The organism is Paraburkholderia sp. BL6665CI2N2, assembly GCF_004366535.1.
Taxonomy (GTDB): Bacteria; Pseudomonadota; Gammaproteobacteria; order Burkholderiales; family Burkholderiaceae; genus Paraburkholderia.
Map to the genome: position 1 here is coordinate 7415836 of NZ_SORC01000001.1, position 19587 is coordinate 7435422.

Sequence of the window (19587 nt, forward strand, 5' to 3'; positions counted from 1 at the left end):
CGGCCGACCACTGCGCGCGGCATGCCTGTATTCGTCGAACGCGCTATTGAGCTTGATACGCACTGCGGCGCGGCGGCGCGCTTTCACCTTCCCAAGCCAACTGGAGCGACCCGTGGACGCTGACCTTCTCACGTTCGGCATGGTGGCGTTCGTCGCCCTGTCGATCATCTTCTGCCTGAGGAACCCCCGATGAGTTTGCATCACGAAAACTTTGTCTGGCCGATCGAGCTTCCAGGGCTGAAAAAGCTTGTGCTCGCGTTCATTGCGCGCGAAGCGAAGCTGCCCACCGCCGAAGGCTTCCTGACGCACCAAAACATCGCGAAGTCGTGCGGCATGAGCGAGTCGGCGGCGCGCAAGTTCGTTGGTGAGCTGGAGCAGGAGGGCTATTTCGTCCGCATGCGCGTGCCAGGCCGCGGCGTCTCGTATCGCCTGACACTTCCGCAGATGGTGGCGCCATGAATGCACTCAACCCGAATCACGAAGTCACCCAGCACGCGCAGAGCAACTGGCAAGCGCTGATGGCTACGCTGCTATGCCAGATCGGCGAGTCGGCCACGCTGACGATCGCCGACATCGAGCGCCTCAATATGCGTTTCCCGGGCGATCAGCCGGTGGTGATGGTGCATTACCACGCTGACACGATCGAGCTGCGCCTTGTATCGCGCACCGAAGGCGAGCGGCTCGCGCGCGAGCATGGTGGGTTGCCGCAATGAATTGCCTTCAAGAGGGATTCTGGTTTCGCGTGGGCAGTGAACTCGGCGCGTTTGCGGTCGGTGTGTCAGCTGTCCTGATCCTCGTCGCGGTCATCTGTGCGATTTCGTTCGTGGGGTCGCGGCGATGACCCCCATGCGAGTAAGTGACCTGTCGGGCGATCTGCTCGACTATTGGGTGGCACGTGCTGAAGGCATCGAACACGGCCCGGATCTGCGTGCAATGCGACCGGGCAGCGTGCTGGTCAGGGTGTGGTCCAAGGAGGGTTTCACCTTCTACACGGCCTATACGCCGTCGACGGACATTGCGCAGGCGTGGCCGATCATCGAGCGCGAGCAGATCTCGATCTGCTACTCCGGCATCGAATGGAACGAGGCCGTTGGAAAGCTTGTGAAAATCGCCCCGTGCCAGTGCGTTGCAATGTGCAAGGCTGTAATGGGCGTTTCGACGGTCGTGCTCGAGGCATGCATGCGCGCCTACGTTGCCAGCAAGTTCGGCGAGACGGTGCCCGAGGAGATGGTGGTATGAGGGCGGCGGACGTACTGCGTGAATTGGGCCGTCCAATCGCCTATTACCCCTTCCTCAGCCGCTACCTCGGCGGCGTCAATGCGTCGGTGTTCTTCTGTCAGATTTTCTACTGGCAGGACAAGGCAGCGAGCGAGCTGGGCGTTCATAAAACCGTCGAGCAGCTTGAGGAAGAAACAGGCCTCTCCTACGAGGAGCAGCGTACCGCGCGGCGCGCGCTTCGATCCAAGGGCGTTCTAATCGAGACCGCAAAGCGTATCGAGCACAAGACCTATTTCCGCATCGACGACGACGCGCTCGAGCGGCTTCTGTCGTCGACTCCGGCGACCGAAAAACAGCGTTCGAAAACCTCGGATACCAAGTCGGGAAAGTCCACTTCCCGAAATGGGGAAAGTCCATCTCGGGAGATAGGGAAAGTCCATCTCGCGAACGCGGGAAACCCTGACTCGCGGGATGGGCAAACCCTTGCTCGCGGGAGTGCAGATCCCCATTCCGTTAACAGTACAGAGACTACAACAGAGACTACAGCAGCAACGCGCGCGACCGACGCTGTGGATAAGTCTATTGCTGCTGCTGCTGAAAATGAGAAACCGAACCCAAACCCCGAGCGCGAACTCACCGACTTGCTGGTGTCGCTTGAGCGAGCCCGGGGGAAGGAACTGTCGATCGACCGGAGCCGCGACCGCGTCCATGTGCTGACGTGGTTAGGCAACGGCGTGACGCTCGAGCGATTGCGGGCCGCGCACGCTTTGGCAGTAGCGGCGCGTGGCCGCGACGGCGACGACCGGCCGACGTATGCGGGCTTCGTGACGACGTTTATCGACGCGGAAGCATCCGTAGCGACCACGCCCGCCGTCACGTTCGATCGCGCCGAGTGGTATCGCTCGCCGGAAGGCGTCAATGCGCGAGCCGCTGAGCTGCCCTTCCGTCCATGCAAGCCCGACGAGAACTGGCTGTACTACCGTGTGCTTGTGGCGAAGGCCTCCCGCGAGCAGCGGGCAATCGGTTTCGTGCTGGCCGACGCCGAGCGCTTCAACCAGGTCGATCTGTACCAGTTCGCGCGCAAGACGATCGGCGACGCGCTGATGCCTGTGGACGACTACGCGTCATGAGCGCGATTCGTCGCGTGAAAGGTGAGCACATTCGGGAGGGGTTCTGATGCAATCGAAGAACAAGCGCAAACCAACCGTGAGCGAGCAGGCCCACATCGTCGCCGTCAAGGAAATGGATTGCGGCGTATGCGATCTTTCCGGACCGTCCGAGGCCCATGAGATCGAGCAGGGTCAGTGGTTCACTTCGATTCCCTTGTGTCCGGACTGCCACCGTGGCGCTTTCAACGGCATCCACGGCCAGGCGCGGATCTGGAAGGTGAAGAAGCTCGACGAGCTCGCGGTGTTGAACCAGACCATTGCAAAGATGCTGTACGGCCGCGCGGCGTAAGTGCGCGACTGATTGATGACCAGACAAAAGGACCGTGATATGGGCATGCTGGGGGCGTGGATGCGTGACGGGGGGAGGGTGCAGATGGGCGCAGTGCATCCCGCGCGGCCCGATCTGGTGCCGGATGTGCTGCTTGACTGGTACGAAGTGCAGGACTCGTATCGTCCGAAGCTTGGCTTCGACCGCGCGACGCGCAATTCGAAAGACTTCCGAATTAGCCGGCAGTGGATGGAGGAAAACGATTTGGACGATGACATCGACGCGCAGCTGCGCGCGGGCCGTGCCGAGGTAGTCGAGAAGTGTGTCGCCTCGCTTGAACTGCAATTCCGCGTTGCGATCCAGACCGAGATGCGAAACCGGCTCGCGGGCGCATCAGTTTTCGCGAATGGGCGAAGCAGCGGCCAGCACGAAACAGACTTTCGCGCGGCCTGCGCGCTGCTCAAGCCGATGCTCGCGGCTCACGGTCTGTTGGACTGACCGCGAGGCGCTGCGGATGGGACCAAGCCTCTTTCAAGTAAAAAAAATCTGGCACTACCGGTTTCAAATCCACGGTGCCCGTGTTCAACGAACCACCGGTGAGGCGTCCAAGCGTAAGGCGGAGCTGATCGCGGCGCGCGCGTACGACGATGCCCAGCTGGCCACGCGTGGCATGGAGCCGATCCCGGTCCTGCGCGAACTGGTCCAGCAGTGGCTCAAGGTGCATGAGTCGACCGTAAGCGACTCGCACCTTCGCGGCATGGAGCAGTTTGGCCGGCTGCATCTTTATGACCTGGCTGATTTGCGGCTCGATCAGATCACGACCGCGCTCGTCGAAGCTGCCCGGGTCAGTCATCTGGACAGTCACGCTCCCTCGACCGCGAACCATTGGGCTCGCTTGCTGCGTCTGGTTTTCAAATGGGCGGTACGTCGCAAACTCATCGCCGAAGTCCCGTGGATTCTCAAACCCCTGAAGGTTCAGAAAAAGCCGCGCGCCATGCTCCCGGCCCGGCAGGCACTCGATTGGCTCGACGCGATAGATGCGCAGCAGCGCCCGGCGATCTCGCGAGCGATCCGTCTGATGCTGGGTCTCGGGCTGCGCGAGGTGGAAGCGCGGACCGCCCAATGGGAGTGGATCGATTGGGAGCGACGGACCTATACCCCGGGCCGCACGAAGGGGCGCGAAGCGGTTCCTGTTCCGATGCCCGACTGGCTGCTTCACTACCTTGCACCGCTTTGCGCATCATCCGGGCTGATCGTGGCGAACCGTCGTGGTCATGGATTCGCCGCAGGCTTCACGAGCAGATACATCAAGGCGGCCAATGCAATGACCGGTGTCGAGGGCCTGACGCCTCATCGTTTGCGCGGCACGTTCGCGACGATGCTCAGTGAGGCCGGCGTTCCGGTTCAAACCATCCAGCGGGTGCTTCGCCATAAGAGTGTGCTCACGACCATCGGCTACCTCGAGGTAGACATCGAGCAGGCCGTGCGCGGACAGGATCAGGTCGCTCGCAAGCTTGGCTTTCATCGCGACGATGGATCGGTCCGCAGTGGCGAAGACGGGTGAAAAAGTGGCGAGCGCAACCATCCAGCCCCTCGAATTTACTGAATCGGCAAATAACAAAGAGTTGTCACCAACTGGATATCCGCGCATGGTGCCAACCAGAAAATTGTTGACGGTTCGTGATCCATTGCCATATGCTCTTTTTGTGGGACGTTTCGCACGTCCATAGAAAACGCAAAGCCCGCTCTAACCCAGCGGGCTTTTTGCATTCCACCGTGTCTCCTTCAGGGATTTTTTAGCGAGGGTCCCTGAACTTGAAGCGCCCGTTCCGGCTTTTGCTGGCGCGGGCGTTTCCTTTTTCTGGACCTGAAAACGCGCCATGGCAAAGAAACTGACCGAACAGCAGCAGCGCTTCGCTGACGCGTTCCTCGTCAGTCTCAATGCGACCGCTGCGTACAAATCGGCTGGTTACAAAGCGAAAGGCAACGCTGCCGAATCGGCGGCGTCGCGGCTGTTAAGAAACGTTCAGGTAGTCGCATATCTCGCCGAGCGGCGCGCGGCGCGCATCGAGCGGACCGACATCACGCAAGACGACGTGCTGCGCGAGCTGCGCGCCATCATGACTGCGGACACGAACGAGATCGTTCAATACCGCCGCCTGTGCTGCCGTTTCTGCTATGGCACCGACTTCAAATATCAGTCGACGCCTGCCGAGCAGGAAAAGCGCAGGCGCGAGCACCTTGTGGAATCCGGGAAATTGCAGGCGCAGGGTTTGAAGCCCGAGCAGATCCCAGCGTTCGACGAGCTGGGCGGGATCGGCTTCGATAAGCGCCGAGATCCGCATCCGGATTGCCCCGAGTGCTTTGGCGAGGGCCACGGAAGCATTTTCGTCAAAGACACGCGCAAGTTGCCGCCCGCGCTCAAGTCGCTTTACGCGGGCGTGAAGCTAGGCAAAGACGGGCTCGAGGTGAAGCTGCATTCGAAGGACAACGCGACGCAGCTGGTCGCACGCCACCTGGGCATGTTGAAGGACAAGGTCGAGATCGAAATCAACGACAAGCTCGCTGAACGACTCGCGGCCGCACGACGTCGGCGTGCCAATGGCGACGAAAGCGGAGCTTGAAGAGCAGCTAATTGACGAGATCGGAGCCTTTGCGAACGACCCGCTTGGCTTCGTTCTTTTCGCGTTTCCGTGGGGCGAGGGTGAGCTAGCGAAGCATCCGGGCCCTGACGAGTGGCAAATCGATTTGTTGCGTTCGATCGGCGAAGGCCTGATCACCGCGACCGAGGCGATCCAGATAGCTATCTCTTCTGGGCACGGCATCGGCAAATCGGCGTTTGTGTCGTGGCTGATCTTGTGGGCGGTAGCAACGTTTGAAGACACGCGCGGCGTGGTGACGGCGAACACCGACACGCAGCTGCGCACGAAGACATGGCCGGAGCTGATGAAGTGGCACCGGCTCTGCATTTGCGAGCACTGGTTCACGGTCACCGCGACCGCGATCTTTTCGAAGCAGCCGGCACACGAAAAGACCTGGCGCGTGGACATGGTGCCCTGGTCGGAGACGAACACCGAAGCGTTCGCCGGCCTGCATAACCAGGGCAAGCGGATCCTAGTGATCTTCGACGAGGGCTCAGCGATCGCCGACAAGATCTGGGAAGTGACGGAGGGCGCGCTGACCGACGAGGATACACAGATCATCTGGTTCGTCGCAGGCAACCCGACGCGGAACACCGGCCGGTTCCGCGAGTGTTTTGGACGTATGAAACATCGCTGGCTGCGCCGACAGATCGATTCGCGAACTGTGCGAATGACCAACAAGCGGCAGCTGGCTAAGTGGGTAGAGGATCACGGCGAAGACAGCGACTTTGTCCGTGTGCGTATCAGGGGCGTGTTTCCAAGGGCGGGGACCATGCAGTTCATTTCGAGTGAGTTGGTCGAGCAGGCACAGAAGCGCGAGGCGGTGGCGGGTCTGCATGACCCTTTCATCATCGGCGTGGACGTCGCTCGCTTTGGCGATGACCGCTCAGTGATCGCATTCCGTAAAGGCCGCGACGCGCGTACGACGAAATGGATCGAGTGCCGCGGGCTCGACAACATGCAGCTGGCCGCACGTGTCGCCGTTGAGTTTGACCGGTACCGCGCTGATGGCGTGTTTGTCGACGAAGGCGGTAATGGCGGTGGCGTGGTCGATCGCTTGCGCCAGCTTGGCTATCCGGTCATCGGCGTGCAGTTCGGGTCGAAAGCCGACCGCTCGATGCCTGGCACCGAGCTGGTGACGTACTTCAACAAGCGCGCCGAGATGTGGGGCGAGATGAAGGAGTGGCTGAAGGGCGGTGCCATCCCTGATGACATCGAGCTAGAGCAGGACCTGATCGGCCCGGAGTACTCGTTCAAGTTGCTCGAAGGCAAAGACGCGATTCTGCTCGAGTCGAAGAAGGACATGAAGGATCGCGGGCTTGCATCGCCGGACGCTGGCGACGCGCTCGCACTGACATTTGCGTATCCGGTCATGCCGCGTGCCGATGCTGGCCGTGCTGGCTATCCCGGTGGCGTGCAGCGCGGCCACGCGGCAACGGACTATGACCCGTATGCCGAAGCACACACGAATCAGGTCCAGACGGACTACGACCCGTACAACTGATGGAGCAACACATGGGCTTTGGAAAACCTTCGATGCCGAGCACAGCCGCGCCGCTTCCGCCGCCGCCGGCACCGACTGCGCAATCCGCGACGGGTGCCGATGCAGCCAAGTCTGCGCAGCAGCGTGCGGCTCTTGCGGGTGGACCGTCCGGCACGATCATCACCGGCGCATCGGGCTTGACCAACACCGCCAGCACGACGACCAAGACCGCGCTGGGTAGCTGATATCCGGCCTGATGGCCTAACCGAGTTCCGCGCGGAGAGCGCCCCACGGGGATTAATCGCTGCGATACACCGACAGACGGCTTGTCGCGCGGAACACACCAGATGGAGTTGGACATGTCGACGTTGAAGGAAAAGCTGCAGAAGCTGAAAGACATCGTGGCGCGCGCCATCGATTATGCGAATCCGGTCGAGCTGATCGAGAAGGCGCTGCATGGCCTGGTAGAGCATGCGGTCGAGGAGATTGACGCGTTGAAGGATCGCGTCGCTGAGCTCGAGCAGAAGCTGCAGCAGCTGGTTGACCCGACAGCCAGCGTGGCAACGGAGGCTGGCGCGGCCGCGACGGGGGAGTCTGCACAGGGTGCATCGACGGGTGCTGCGACGGTGGACCAGACTGCATCGCAGAGCCAGACGAATCTTGGCGAAGCGACTGGTACAGCCTCTGACGTGAGAAACGTCGGTGCCGCTGGTGGTGAAGCGGGAAACGGTGCCCCTGCCGCCGTGGATTTGTCATCCGCACCGGTCCCGGCCGCTTCGACTGCATCGTCTGCGGCCGCGTTTGGCGCTGACGCGGGAAACGCTGCCAGCAGTGCCAGCGCCGCATCGGCGGACTTCTCCACTGGCGACGCCGCGGCTATCCAGTCGCCTGCCCTTGGTGCGGCAACGTCCACGCAGCCGGGGGAAAGCGATGCGAGCGGTGCAGCTGCCGCGTCGTCGACGGGCGATGCTGCTGTGGGTGAAGTGGCGCCCGCGCAGTCGACCGCATCGTAACCAGCTGCTGACCGGAGACCGCGCGCATGGGAGCCACGCCGAAGATTCTGTCCATGATGCTTTCGCAGACCGAGATTGTCCGGCTGCGTGCGCACGTGGACCAGCGCTTGGTTGGCTTGCGCGTGGAACGGTATTCGTGGTGGCAGCACTGGCGCGAGATCGCCGAGTACCTGCTGCCGCGTCGCTATAACTGGCTCGTCACACCAAACAAGGTCAATCGCGGCAGCCCCATCAATCAGCGCATCATCGACAGCTCGGCAACGAAGTCATGGCGCACGCTCGCGTCGGGGATGATGTCCGGCATGACGTCGCCGGGCCGCCCGTGGTTTCGCCAGACCCTCGAAGATCAGGATCTGGCCGAAGCGCCGGGCGTGAAGCTATGGCTGGATCAGGTCACGAAGCGGATGGAGCGCGTGTTCGCTTCGTCCAACTTCTACAACGGCATGGCGACGCTGCACGGCGATCTCGGGTCGTTCGGCACGGCGCCGATGATCATCTATGAGGACTTCGAGTCCGTCATCCGTTGCTACAACCCGTGCGCCGGCGAGTACTACCTCGCGATCGGCCCGCGCGGCGACGTCGACACCTTCTATCGCGAGTTCGTCTATACGACGTACCAGTGCGCGAAGGAGTTCGGCGTTCAGAACTGTTCGCCTACCGTGCAGCAGGCGATTCGCACCGGCGGCGCCGCGCTCACCCGCGAGATTGTCATTGGTCACGCAATCGAGCCGAACGAAGATTTCCTGCCTGGCGCAATGGGTTTTCGCGGTGCTGCGTACCGCGAGATCTTTTGGGAGCTTGGCTCCGCTGAGATCGAAGTGCTGCGCCTCCGCGGCTTCAGCGAGCGCCCCTTCATCGCGCCGCGCTGGGATGTGTCCGGCAACGACGCATACGGCCGCAGCCCGGCCATGGACGCGCTCGGCGACATCAAGCAGCTGCAGATCGAGCAGAAGCGCAAGGCGCAGGCGATCGACAAGCTGGTCAATCCGCCGATGGTCGGCGACGTGCAGCTGAAGAACCAGCCCGCGTCCCTGCTGCCTGGTGGCGTCACGTACGTGAACATGACCAACGGCAACGTTGGGTTCAGGCCTGCGTACGAAATCAACCCGCAGATCCAGCACCTACTCGCCGACATCGAAGACGTCCGCAAGCGCATCGGCGATACGTTCTTCGAAGATCTGTTCATGATGATCAGTCAGCTCGACACGGTTCGCACCGCGACCGAGATCGACGAGCGCAAGGAAGAAAAGCTGATCCAGCTGGGCCCGGTGATCGAGCGCTTCGACAACGAGGCGCTCGATCCGTCCATCAACCGGACGTTCAACATCATGCTGCGCAAGGGTCTGTTGCCTCCGATTCCGGACGCGCTGCGCGGCCAGCACATCCAGATTGAGTACATCTCCATGCTCAGCGAGGCGCAGAAAGCTGCTGCGACCGCGAGCGTGGAGCGCTTCGCCCAGTTCGTCGGCAACATCGCTGGCGCCGTGCCGGACGCCCTCGACAACGTTGACTGGGACGAGATGATTGACGAATACGCCGAGATGCTTGGCGTGTCGCCGAAGATCGTCGTGCCGCTGGCCAAGGTGTTGCAGATCCGTGCGCAGCGCGCGAAGCAGCAGGCCCAGCAGGCACAGGGCGCGAATGCGATGGCCGCCGTGCAGGGCGCGCAAGTGCTTTCGAACACGGACGTTGGCGGCGGCGTCAATGCGCTGCAGAAGCTGACCGGGAATGCTTGATCGATGCGGGTTCTTGCCGACCGCGAGATCGCGGCGCTCGAGCGGGTCGCGCAGGATCGAACGCTGTTCGTTGACGGGCATACAGCCGCGTCGCTTGTAGCGCGAGGGTATTTGAGGCGTCTGGACTGTTCGACGCAGGTCACATGGGAATTAACCGATGTCGGGCGTCAGACGCTCGACGACGCAAGCGGGGGAAGCAATGCCAGACATTCCAAGCGCAATACCGGCCGCCGTGATGCAGGCGGCAATGCAACAGGCTCAGCCAAACCTCGCCGACGCGGCCAAGCAGTCAGGTGGAAAAAAGAAAAAGCCGGCGGGTAAGACCGCCGCGCAAACCATGTATCCGTCGCTCCCGTCCGCTCAGGACGTGGGCGCAGTTAGCTGAAACCCACGAAGGAGGGCACGCAATGCCGGACCAAGCAACAGCCACCGACACCGCACAGAACGGGTGGCTGATCGAGATGAACGATGCAGGCGTGAAGTCGGCGCTGTCGCTAAGTGAGGGCCGCGTGATCGGTCGCGCGCTCGGCGCGTGGTCGCCCGACAGATCGCTCGCGCTGCGCTTCGCGCGCCAACAGGACGGCCAAGACTTCGTCAAAGCTTTCCTGCGCAACGAAGCACCGTTCATCAACGTCGTGCCTTATGCGGGAGCCTGACACATGCCGAAAATCGAACTTCCGTATGAAGGCTCGTTCGCCGAGAACCGTCCGAAAGGCGTCGCGATCTGCGTGCCGTCGAACGATATGGTGCATGCCGACTTCGCGATGTGCCTCGCCGCGCTGACCTATTCGACCCGCATGCCGATCGCGATCCTGAACACCAAGGGCTCGCTGGTCGTCACGAACCGCAATGCACTGGTCGACCAGGCTGCCGCGCTCAATTGCGAATGGCTGCTGTTCCTCGATTCCGATCTGCTGTTCCCGCGCGACACGATCCCGCGTCTGCTGGCCCACGACAAAGACATCGTCGGCGCGACCTATTGCAAGCGAGTCCCGCCGTATGAGGTCCTCGGCCGCACGCTCGACGGCGAGCGCCTCGAGGCAGCGAGCGGACTGGTCGAGGTCAGCGGCCTGCCGACTGGTTGCCTGCTCATTCGCCGCAGCGTGTTCGAACACCTTCAGCGTCCGTATTTCCGCACGCCAGCGCACGAAGACAACGAGGTCCCGGGTCTGCCGGCGCACATCGAGGGCGAAGACTACTACTTCTGCCGCGTCGCGCGCGATGCTGGTTTCAGCGTGTGGCTCGATGTGGATCTGACGATGCAGACCGGCCATATCGGCCAACAGGTTTTCCAGATTCCCAATCATGAGGAAGTGATCGCAGATGCCGAAGGACGAATCCAGCTCGCGCACTGACCTCGACGACGGCGCCGAAGCTGGCGCCACTGAGTTCAATGCCGGCGATGCAAACAAGGTAGGCGAACGGCGCTCGAAGGCGAAGCAGCTCGACGACCGCCGTCGCAACGGGCTGCGTCAGATCATGGCGACGCCGGATGGCCGCGCGTGGATGTGGGCGTTGCTCGGTGACTGCGGAATCTTCCGTTCGTGCTTCACCGGCAACTCGACCACGTTTTTCAACGAGGGCAAGCGCGAAATTGGTCTGCCGATCATGGCAGACCTGACCGAGCACTTCACCGAGCAGTACCTGTTGATGGCGAAGGAGGCCAAACAGAATGTTTAAGCGACTGATGCAACGCTTCGTGCTTCTCGAAGGCGAGGGCGCGAGTGACGCGCCCACTGGTGGTGCTCCTGCTGCAGCGCCGACGCCCGCACCATCGCCAGCACCGGCGCCCGCGCCAACTCCGTCGCCTGCGGCGGCACCTACGCCGCCGGGAAATCTGGTCGCTGATGCAGTTGCGCCGGCGGCCGATGCAACTGCCGCCGCTGCCGCAGCCAAAGCCGACGGCGCGGAAAAAGCTGGCGAGGCCGATGCGGCCGGTAAGGAAGGTGGCAAAGAGACCGGCGAAAAAACGCCCGTCGAATATACAGATTTCAAGTTGCCCGAGGGCGTTGAGGTCGACGAAGCGAAGCTGAACGATTTCAAGGCGAAGGCCAGCGAAGCTGGTTTGACCCAAGAACAGGCTCAGCAGCTCGTCGATCTGCACGCCAACACACTGAAGTCTGCGACCGATGCCAGCACGCAACTCTGGTACGACACGCAGAAGCAGTGGCAGGAAGCGGTGATGAAGGACCCGGAAATCGGCGGCAAGAACTTCGAGCCCATGAAGGCAGTCGTCGCGAATGCGATCGATGTCATCGGTGGAGAAGACGCCGCGAAAATCCGGCAGGCCTTCGAATACACCGGCGCCGGGAACAACCCGGAAGTGATTCGTTTCTTGTATCGCCTCGGGCAAACAATCGGCGAGGGCGGTTCAGTCGCGAGCGGCGCACCAGCTGCAAGCGGCCAACCGAAATCCGCAGCCGAAAAGCTGTACCCCTCGCAGTCTCAAACCAACCAGTAATCCTGTTCGTTCGCTGACTCGGGCACACACTTAACACTGCCTAAACCGCGACCAGACAGATCGATAAGGAGAGCGCTATGAAGATCTAGGAGCTTGAATGGCAACGATCGGAGCACTCGCCCTTACCTACGCGGATTGGGCAAAGCGTGTCGACCCGGACGGCAAGATCGCCGTGGTCGTCGAAATGCTGTCGCAGAGCAACGAGGTCATGGATGACATGCTTCTCGTTGAGGCAAACCAGGCATCCGGCCATAAGACAACTGTTCGCACGGGCCTGCCGAAGGCAACGTGGCGGATGCTGAATTACGGGGTGCCGAAGGGTAAGAGCACCACCGCGCAGATTATCGACAACATCGGCATGCTCGAGGTGTATAGCGAGATCGACAAGTCGCTGGCTGACCTGAACGGTAATAGCTCGGAGTTCCGTCTGTCGGAAGATCAGCCGTTCATGGAAGGCATGAATCAGCAGATGGCGTCGGCGCTTTTCTACAGCAACAGCGCCGGCACGCCTGAGCAGATTCTCGGCCTCGCGCCGCGGTTCAGCACGGTCAACACGGCGAACGCAGCGAGCGCGCAAAACGTGATCGATTGCGGCGGTACCGGCTCGACCAACACGTCGATCTGGCTGGTGTGCTGGGGCGCCAATACCGTTCACGGCATTTTCCCGAAGGGTCAGCCGACCGGTCTGCAGCATCGCGACCTGGGCGAGTGGACGCTGCAGGACGGCAACGGTGGCCAGTATCAGGGCTACCGCACCCACTACAAGTGGGACATGGGCATCTCGGTTCGCGATTGGCGTTATGTCGTCCGCATCTGCAACATCGATGTGGTCAACCTGATCAGCGGCACGGCGCCGAACCTGATCAACGCTTTGATCCGTGCGGTGCACCGTCTGCCGACGCAACCGCGCGCCGCTGGTCCGGTGCAGACGTCAGATGCAAAGAACGGCATGCCTCAGGTTCGTGCCGCTTTCTACTGCAACCGCACGATCAGCACGTATCTCGACATGCAGGCGGTCAACAAGCAGAACGTGCTGCTCAAGCAGGACGAGTGGGACGGCAAGCCCGTGCTGACGTTCCGTGGCATTCCCGTGCGTACCTGTGACGCGCTCGTATCGACCGAGGCTCGTGTCGTTTAAGCGCGCCCGATCGTAGCGAACTGTTGAACCAGCAGGCCTAGGACGGCCCGCCACCGGAGATAGACATGCTTCTCGATGGAAACCTTCTGTTCGATACGCAGAGTGCAGTCACGAACTCGCGCGCGTCGACGAACGTACTTGACCTGGGAGCCGCGCGCGACATGGGCGTTGGCGACGATCCGTCGCTCAAGCTGCTTGTGTTGTGCCCGACGGCTTTCACCACCACCAACGCTGCGACGCTGCGCGTGCAGTTTCAGGCCAGCACGGACAGCGTCACATGGAACACGATCGCGCAGTCTGATGATCTGCCGGTTGCGTCGCTCGGAGCCGGCGCCAAGATCGCCAAGATGGACGTGCCGAACAACGGCCTCACACGCTACCTGCGCCTGAACTACCTCGTCAGCACGGGTGTGTTCAGCGCTGGCGCCGTGACGGCCGCAATCGTGCTCAGCCGCGATGACAGCCCGCAATACCAGGCGAACTACAACGCCGCGAACTAATCGGCGTGCCGGGGCGGCGTTGCTGCCAACCGCCCCGGCTTTTCCCGGCAGCGCACCTAAGGAATCGACATGCCCGACCCACTCGACAAGACTCAGGCTGGCGACTCGCAATCGCGGGAATGCCCGCGTTACGAACTCACCGAGCAAGCCTATCTGCGGACCGAGAACGACAACTTCGAGCGGCTGCACGAAGAAGGCGCAACTATCGAATTTCGTGGCGTTCCGGGCTACCACATGGTGCCGTTGAACGACGCAGCGAAGGCGATGATCGCGAAGCACAAGCCGAAGCAGTTCGACTTCAACAAGCTCGCGCCACTGACGGCGTAAGCGCACCAACGTAAGCGGGAGCTGCCCACATGAAGCTCGTCAGCATGGAGCGTACCGAGGCTGAGAAAAAGGCCGCGGAAGATCGCTGGAAAGAGCAGGCCGACGAAGGTCCGGACTATCCGTACGGGCTGTGCATCAGCCTCGGCAGCGACGAGCTCGCGAAGCTCGGCATCAAGGATCTGCCGTCAATTGGTGCCGAGATGAGTCTCACGGCGACCGTGAAGGTGACGAGTGTGAGCAGCTCCGAATCGGAGCGCGGCGACGGCTATAAGTCGGTCAGCCTGCAGATCACGCAGATGGCTCTCGACGACGGTAAAGGTCCGTCGGCAGCCGAAAAACTGTACGGCGCGAAGGAGTAACGCGTGTCGACCAATCAAGTCCAGATCTGCAATCTTGCGCTCGCGGCGGTGGGCACACGCTCGACCATTGCGTCCCTCGACGAGGGCAGCGGCGAATCGAATCAGTGCTCGCTGCACTATGACGTCGCGCTAGAGGCGGCGCTGCGCGGTGTGCATTGGAACTTCGCGCGCAAGCAGGTGCAGCTCGCGCTGATCGCCGACGCTACGCAGGGCCAAGCGGTACCGCAGCCATGGACGTACGAGTACGCACTCCCGGCGAACTGCCTGCTAGCGCGTTTCGTGCTGCCGCAGATGGCAATCACCGGTGCACCGTTTCCGGTCGCACAGCAGCGTCCGGTGCCGTTCATCATCGGCTCGGATGAGGACAGCGACGGCAACGACATCACGGTGCTGCTGACGAACGAGCCGCTGGCGCAACTGGTGTACACAGCACGCATCACGAATCCGGCAATTTACGATCCGTCGTTCGTTGACGCGTTCGTGCCGGTGCTCGGCTCGAAGCTGGCCATCCCGCTCACCGGTGATAAAGGCACGCGGCAGACGCTGATTCAGCTCGCCCAGGCTTTGCTCAATGGCGCACAGGTCAGTAACGGTAACGAGGGGCTGACGGTCATCGATCACCAGCCGGACTGGATGCGCGTACGCGGTTTCGCCGCTGACTGGATTCCGGACGGATCGCAGTGGTTCAACGCGCCGATCGCGCTCACACCTTACGACTGATATGGGCCAACCAGTTATCCAGCCGTCATTTGCCGCCGGCGAGTTAAGCCCGGCGCTATGGTCGCGTGTCGATCTGGACAAATATCACGTCGGCGCGGCGCTCATGCGCAACTTCTTCGTCGACTTTCGCGGCGGCGCATCGAACCGCGCCGGCACCGCTTTCACCGGTCCGTGTGTCAGCGCAGCGACGGCGAACCGGCTGATCCCGTTCACGTTCTCGACGGTCCAGACGTATTCGCTGCTGTTCGGCAACCACACGATGCGCGTGGTGATGAATGGCGGCTTTGTGCTCGAGCCGATCGTCACGGTGCAGTCCGTGTCGAATAGCAATCCGTGCACCGTCGGAGCGACCGGGCACGGCTATAACAATAGCGACACAGTCGAGTTGTATGTAGGTGGCATGGCGTCGCTTTATGCACGGCTCTTCATCGTTCAGAACGTAACCGCCAACACCTTCACGCTGACCGATCTGTTTGGCAACCCGGTCGACTCGACGACGGCAGGTACGTTCACCAGCGGATACGTCGCGCGTGTGTTCACTGCCGTCAGCCCGTACGCAGCGGCCGACCTCGCCACACTGAAGTATGTGCAGAGTGCCGACGTCATGACGCTGACGCATATCGGCTATCCGGCATACCAGCTGACGCGCACGCAGCATTGGGTTTGGACCTTTACGCAGATCACGTTTCAGTCGAAGACGCCCGCACCGACTGGCATCACCGTCACGGCACCGATCGCACCGAGCTCATTCAACATCTCGAGCGTCGGGCAGGCCAATCCCGGCACATTTACCGTGCCCCGCAACGACTTTGCCAATGGGGACCAGGTGATCGCGACCATAGCGCCGGATGGGGCGGGCAGCACGTGGAACGCGTCTATGAACGGCAACGCGTACACGATCACGTCGGCGATGACAGACGGTTCGTTCGCGCTTCAGAAGGCGGATGGTACGCAGCTAGACACGACGACATTCGGAACATTTCCGGGCGGCAGCTTTACACACGCTGCGACCGAATATTCCTATGTCGTGACCGCGGTCGGCACAAATGGGACGACGGAGAGCCTGCCATCGACTGAAGCCCAGTGTTCCGGCGCCACGCTGTCTCGCGTGAGCGGCGCGCGCAATATACTCGCGATCCCAGCTCAAGCTGGACCGACCATGTTCAATATCTACCGGACAGCGGAAAACGCCGGAGGCGTTCCGCCCGCAGGTTCGCTATTCGGGTTCGTTGGTTCGCTTACCGCTCAGTCGACAGATATGACGTTCGTCGACAACAACATCACGCCGGACTTCTCGAACTGTCCGCCGCAGGGCAACAACCCGTTTGCGAGCGGTAACAATCCGGGCACGAGCACCTATTTTCAGCAGCGTCAGGTGTTCGCCGGTATGGCGAACCAGCCCGACGGCATCTCGCTGTCGAAGTCGGGCGACTTCCTGAACATGGACTACTCGAGCCCATCGAAGCAGGATGACGCGATTCAGGCGACGATCGCTTCGCAGCAGGTCAATGCCATCAAGCACCTGCTGCCGATGACCTCGCTGATTGCACTGACGGCGAGCGGCGCTTGGCGTATCGACGGCGGCACGCAGTCGAGCGTGATCACGCCATCGCAGTTCGATGCTGTGCCGCAGGCCTACAACGGCTGTTCGGACGTCCCGCCGATCGTCATTAACTACGACATCCTGTATGTGCAGGCGAAGGGCGCGACAGTGCGCGACCTGTCGTACAACTTTTACGTGAACATCTACACCGGCAGCGACATGACGGTGCTTTCGAAGCATCTGTTCGACGGTCACCAGATTGTCGAGTGGGCCTATTCGGAGGAGCCGTACAAGGTCATCTGGGCGGTGCGCGAGGACGGCATTCTGCTGTCGTTCACCTACATCAAGGAACAGGACGTTTATGCATGGTGCCGCCACGACACGGACGGCCTGTTCAAGTCGGTTTGCTCGATATCCGAGGGTAATGAGAACGCGGTTTATTTTGTCGTCCAACGGATGGTCAACGGCCAGCTGGTGCAGTACGTCGAGCGCATGGCAAGCCGCATCATGGGCGGCGATCCGTCGGTCGGCGTGCCGGCGGATCTGAGCAAGGCATGGTTCGTCGACTGCGGCCGCCAATATCCGCTGACCTACCCGGCAGCAACGCTTTGGCCGACAGCCCTGTCGGCGACGCCTGGTATCTACGGCGCGAACGTGGTCAATGGTGGCCAGAACTACACCAGCCCGACGGTGGTGGATGCGAGCGGCAGTGGCGCTACGTTCGCCGCGACGGTAGTCGCCGGAGTCATCACGGCCATCGCAGCGACCACGCCCGGTGCCGTCGCAACCCGGCCAAACCTTGTTATATCCGACTCAACCGGGTCGGGCGCGACCGGCACCGCCATCGTGCAATCTCGCGTCACGATGAACGCGGACACGGCGGTGTTCGGTGCGCAGCACGTTGGTGCCATCCTGCGTGCGGCTAACGGTATGGGCACTGTCGTTGCCGTGCCGTCCGCGAAGCAGATCATCGTCAATGTGACGACTGCGCTCAGCTCGTTGTGGCCGCTGTCGTCGGGCGAGTGGTCGCTAACGGTGCCCGTCAGCACTGTCAGCGGCATGGACCATCTCGAAGGGCAGACCGTCGCGCTGCTGGCCGACGGCAACGTGCTGCCGCAGCAGCAGGTCATCAAGGGTGCCGTGACGCTGCAGCGTGCCGCCACATCGGTCGTCGTCGGGCTCCCGTATCAGGCGCAGCTCAAGACTCTGTATCTGGATATTCAGGGTGGCCCGACGATCCAGAGCAAGCGGAAGAAGGTGAGTGCGGTCACGGTGCGCATGCTGAACAGCCGCGGCATGAAGGTCGGGCAGACGTTCAGCACCCTGCACGAGTTCAAGGAGCGCAACACCCAGCCGATGGGGCAGCCAATCCAGCTCATCACCGGCGACGAACGGATCACGCTCGATCCGCTCTATGACCTCACCGGGCAGATTTGCATTCAACAGGATGATCCGCTGCCGTGCACCGTGTTAGGCCTGATCCCCGAAATCACTGTGGGAGATAGCTGATGGAATCGCGCGTCGTCCCTGCAAGGTTTGAGCACGCGGTCGCAATGGCGCCGCGCATGCGTGCGGCCGACTGCGCCGAGTGTTGGGCCATCGCGAACGTTGAGCCGCTTGAGGCGCTCCGTATCTCGCTCGAGTGGTCGCTGTATGCCTGGACGTGGCTCGTCGATGAGCAGCCCGCGTGCATGTTCGGCATCGGGACGACCTCGCTGATTGGTAATGCTGGATCACCGTGGCTATTGTCGACGGACCTCGTGGCCGAGCACCGCGTCACGTTCCTGCGCGGTTGCAAGCCATACCTCGCGCACCTGCGCGGCAAGTTTCCGTATCTGCACAACGTTGTCGACGCGCGCTATGTCACGTGCGTGAAGTGGCTCAAGCGCCTTGGTTTCGTTGTGCACGACGCTGAGCCGATCGGCCCGGCAGGCGCGCTCTTTCACCGCTTTGAAATTGGGGAATGAAAAAGATGGAAGTCGTTGCTGGCGACATGATCGGTTACGTGAACCGGCTCGAGGCGGAAATCAACAAGCTGCCTCAGGCCGAGTGTCCGGTGTGGCATCACTTCGCGCCCGGTCTCTATGCGCGGCAGATGTTCATTCGGGCGGGCACGGTCTTGACCGGCGCCGTGCATAAGTCAGAGCACCTCTGCATCGTTTCTGGCGATATCGATGTGACGACCGACGAAGGCGTGCGCCGCATCACAGCGCTGCAACTCATCATCAAGTCGAAGCCGGGCGCCAAGCGCGCGGGCTGCACCTATCGCGACACGTTTTGGACCACGGTCCACGCGACCGACGAGACAGACCTCGAAAAGCTTGCGATGGAACTTTTCGAATCCACCAACCAGCAACTACTCGGCGGTAGCGAGAACGTGCAGCTTCTAAACAATCGGCTGGAGGGCTAGTCATGTCTGCGGGACTTTCAGCAGCAGCTATCGCGTCAATCAGTCTTGCCGTCTCCGCAGTAGGTGCGGGCGTTTCCGCGTACGGAGCAGTCCGACAGGGACAGGCGGCCAGCGCTGCAGCCAGCTATCAGGCAGAGGTCGCAAAGAACAACCAGATCGTCGCAAATGCGTACTCAAAGCAGGCAATGGACGATGGTGAGAATCAGGTCGCGGCGAAGCAGCAGCAAACCTCGCAGATGATTGGAGCCGAGCGCGCGGCGATGGCCGCGAACGGTGTTGATCTAGACAGTGGCAGTGCGCTGCGCATCCAGGGCGACACGGCGAAGTTGGGCGACGTCGACGCCATGACCATCCGTAACAACGCGGCTCGCCAGGCGTACGGCTATCAGCTGCAGGGCCTGAGCTATAGCCAGCAGGCGAGCCTCGACGAGGCCTCGAGCTCGAACGCGCAAACAGCGGGCTATGTCAACGGGTTCTCGTCGATTCTCAGCGGTGCGTCCAGTGTTGGCAGCAAGTGGGCACAGTACAAGACGAACGGTCTGTTCAGTAGCGGATACGACTCGTCGTTTGATAACCCAGCTGATTACGGTTGATTCAGGT

At 61.7% G+C, this 19587-nt stretch carries 26 protein-coding genes; all 26 read left to right on the forward strand.

The window, feature by feature from the left end:
- The first annotated feature begins 189 nt into the window (after positions 1-189).
- On the forward strand, positions 190-459 hold the full coding sequence (locus B0G81_RS33185) for a hypothetical protein (RefSeq protein ID WP_134141335.1): 270 nt from the start codon (positions 190-192) through the stop codon (positions 457-459).
- Positions 456-713, forward strand: coding sequence for a hypothetical protein (locus B0G81_RS33190; protein ID WP_134141337.1), 258 nt, complete (start codon positions 456-458; stop codon positions 711-713). The genes B0G81_RS33185 and B0G81_RS33190 overlap by 4 nt, the downstream gene beginning before the upstream one ends.
- A 133-nt stretch (positions 714-846) precedes the next feature.
- Positions 847-1239 carry a phage protein NinX family protein gene (locus tag B0G81_RS33195; protein WP_166679097.1) on the forward strand — a complete coding sequence of 131 codons (393 nt, stop codon included), beginning with the start codon at positions 847-849 and terminating at the stop codon, positions 1237-1239.
- On the forward strand, positions 1176-2348 hold the full coding sequence (locus tag B0G81_RS33200; RefSeq protein WP_134141343.1) for a hypothetical protein: 1173 nt from the start codon (positions 1176-1178) through the stop codon (positions 2346-2348). The genes B0G81_RS33195 and B0G81_RS33200 overlap by 64 nt, the downstream gene beginning before the upstream one ends.
- Positions 2349-2394: 46 nt before the next feature.
- Positions 2395-2676: a hypothetical protein gene (locus B0G81_RS33205; protein ID WP_134141347.1), complete on the forward strand. Its 282-nt coding sequence runs from the start codon at positions 2395-2397 to the stop codon at positions 2674-2676.
- Positions 2677-2691: 15 nt separating this feature from the next.
- Positions 2692-3153, forward strand: a complete 462-nt coding sequence (locus tag B0G81_RS33210; protein WP_134141350.1) for a hypothetical protein — start codon at positions 2692-2694, stop codon at positions 3151-3153.
- A 16-nt stretch (positions 3154-3169) separates the two neighbouring features.
- Complete coding sequence (locus B0G81_RS33215) at positions 3170-4219, forward strand: tyrosine-type recombinase/integrase (protein ID WP_134141354.1); 1050 nt, start codon at positions 3170-3172, stop codon at positions 4217-4219.
- 316 nt (positions 4220-4535) lie between these two features.
- Positions 4536-5279 carry a terminase small subunit gene (locus B0G81_RS33220; RefSeq protein ID WP_134141359.1) on the forward strand — a complete coding sequence of 248 codons (744 nt, stop codon included), beginning with the start codon at positions 4536-4538 and terminating at the stop codon, positions 5277-5279.
- Positions 5257-6801: a terminase gene (locus B0G81_RS33225; RefSeq protein WP_134141365.1), complete on the forward strand. Its 1545-nt coding sequence runs from the start codon at positions 5257-5259 to the stop codon at positions 6799-6801. The genes B0G81_RS33220 and B0G81_RS33225 overlap by 23 nt, the downstream gene beginning before the upstream one ends.
- Positions 6802-6833: 32 nt before the next feature.
- Positions 6834-7025: a hypothetical protein gene (locus tag B0G81_RS33230; RefSeq protein ID WP_166678907.1), complete on the forward strand. Its 192-nt coding sequence runs from the start codon at positions 6834-6836 to the stop codon at positions 7023-7025.
- Between the two features lie 114 nt (positions 7026-7139).
- Positions 7140-7793, forward strand: a complete 654-nt coding sequence (locus tag B0G81_RS33235) for a hypothetical protein (protein WP_134141368.1) — start codon at positions 7140-7142, stop codon at positions 7791-7793.
- A 26-nt stretch (positions 7794-7819) separates the two neighbouring features.
- Entirely contained in the window at positions 7820-9529 is a 1710-nt protein-coding gene (locus tag B0G81_RS33240) for a portal protein (protein ID WP_134141374.1), read from the forward strand.
- A 247-nt stretch (positions 9530-9776) separates the two neighbouring features.
- Positions 9777-9914, forward strand: coding sequence for a hypothetical protein (locus B0G81_RS33245; RefSeq protein ID WP_166679098.1), 138 nt, complete (start codon positions 9777-9779; stop codon positions 9912-9914).
- Positions 9915-9936: 22 nt separating this feature from the next.
- Positions 9937-10185: a hypothetical protein gene (locus tag B0G81_RS33250; protein WP_134141381.1), complete on the forward strand. Its 249-nt coding sequence runs from the start codon at positions 9937-9939 to the stop codon at positions 10183-10185.
- 3 nt (positions 10186-10188) lie between these two features.
- Positions 10189-10884, forward strand: a complete 696-nt coding sequence (locus B0G81_RS33255) for a glycosyltransferase (protein WP_134141383.1) — start codon at positions 10189-10191, stop codon at positions 10882-10884.
- Complete coding sequence (locus tag B0G81_RS33260; protein WP_134141385.1) at positions 10853-11209, forward strand: hypothetical protein; 357 nt, start codon at positions 10853-10855, stop codon at positions 11207-11209. The genes B0G81_RS33255 and B0G81_RS33260 overlap by 32 nt, the downstream gene beginning before the upstream one ends.
- Entirely contained in the window at positions 11202-11990 is a 789-nt protein-coding gene (locus B0G81_RS33265) for a hypothetical protein (protein ID WP_134141386.1), read from the forward strand. The genes B0G81_RS33260 and B0G81_RS33265 overlap by 8 nt, the downstream gene beginning before the upstream one ends.
- A gap of 97 nt (positions 11991-12087) precedes the next feature.
- A complete protein-coding gene (locus tag B0G81_RS33270) occupies positions 12088-13128 on the forward strand; it encodes a major capsid protein (RefSeq protein ID WP_134141388.1) in 1041 nt (346 codons plus the stop codon).
- A 65-nt stretch (positions 13129-13193) separates the two neighbouring features.
- Positions 13194-13628 (forward strand): Bbp16 family capsid cement protein, encoded by a 435-nt coding sequence (locus tag B0G81_RS33275; RefSeq protein ID WP_134141390.1) that lies wholly within the window; start codon positions 13194-13196, stop codon positions 13626-13628.
- Positions 13629-13697: 69 nt separating this feature from the next.
- Positions 13698-13955: a hypothetical protein gene (locus B0G81_RS33280; protein ID WP_134141392.1), complete on the forward strand. Its 258-nt coding sequence runs from the start codon at positions 13698-13700 to the stop codon at positions 13953-13955.
- Between the two features lie 29 nt (positions 13956-13984).
- Positions 13985-14314, forward strand: coding sequence for a capsid staple protein (gene gp10 / locus B0G81_RS33285; RefSeq protein WP_134141394.1), 330 nt, complete (start codon positions 13985-13987; stop codon positions 14312-14314).
- A gap of 3 nt (positions 14315-14317) precedes the next feature.
- A complete protein-coding gene (locus B0G81_RS33290) occupies positions 14318-15034 on the forward strand; it encodes a hypothetical protein (RefSeq protein WP_134141396.1) in 717 nt (238 codons plus the stop codon).
- A gap of 1 nt (position 15035) precedes the next feature.
- Entirely contained in the window at positions 15036-18086 is a 3051-nt protein-coding gene (locus B0G81_RS33295) for a hypothetical protein (RefSeq protein WP_134141397.1), read from the forward strand.
- Between the two features lie 56 nt (positions 18087-18142).
- Positions 18143-18544, forward strand: a complete 402-nt coding sequence (locus B0G81_RS33300; protein WP_166679099.1) for a hypothetical protein — start codon at positions 18143-18145, stop codon at positions 18542-18544.
- 5 nt (positions 18545-18549) lie between these two features.
- Positions 18550-18987, forward strand: a complete 438-nt coding sequence (locus B0G81_RS33305) for a hypothetical protein (protein ID WP_166679100.1) — start codon at positions 18550-18552, stop codon at positions 18985-18987.
- Between the two features lie 2 nt (positions 18988-18989).
- Positions 18990-19580 carry a hypothetical protein gene (locus B0G81_RS33310; protein WP_134141403.1) on the forward strand — a complete coding sequence of 197 codons (591 nt, stop codon included), beginning with the start codon at positions 18990-18992 and terminating at the stop codon, positions 19578-19580.
- Positions 19581-19587 lie beyond the last annotated feature (7 nt).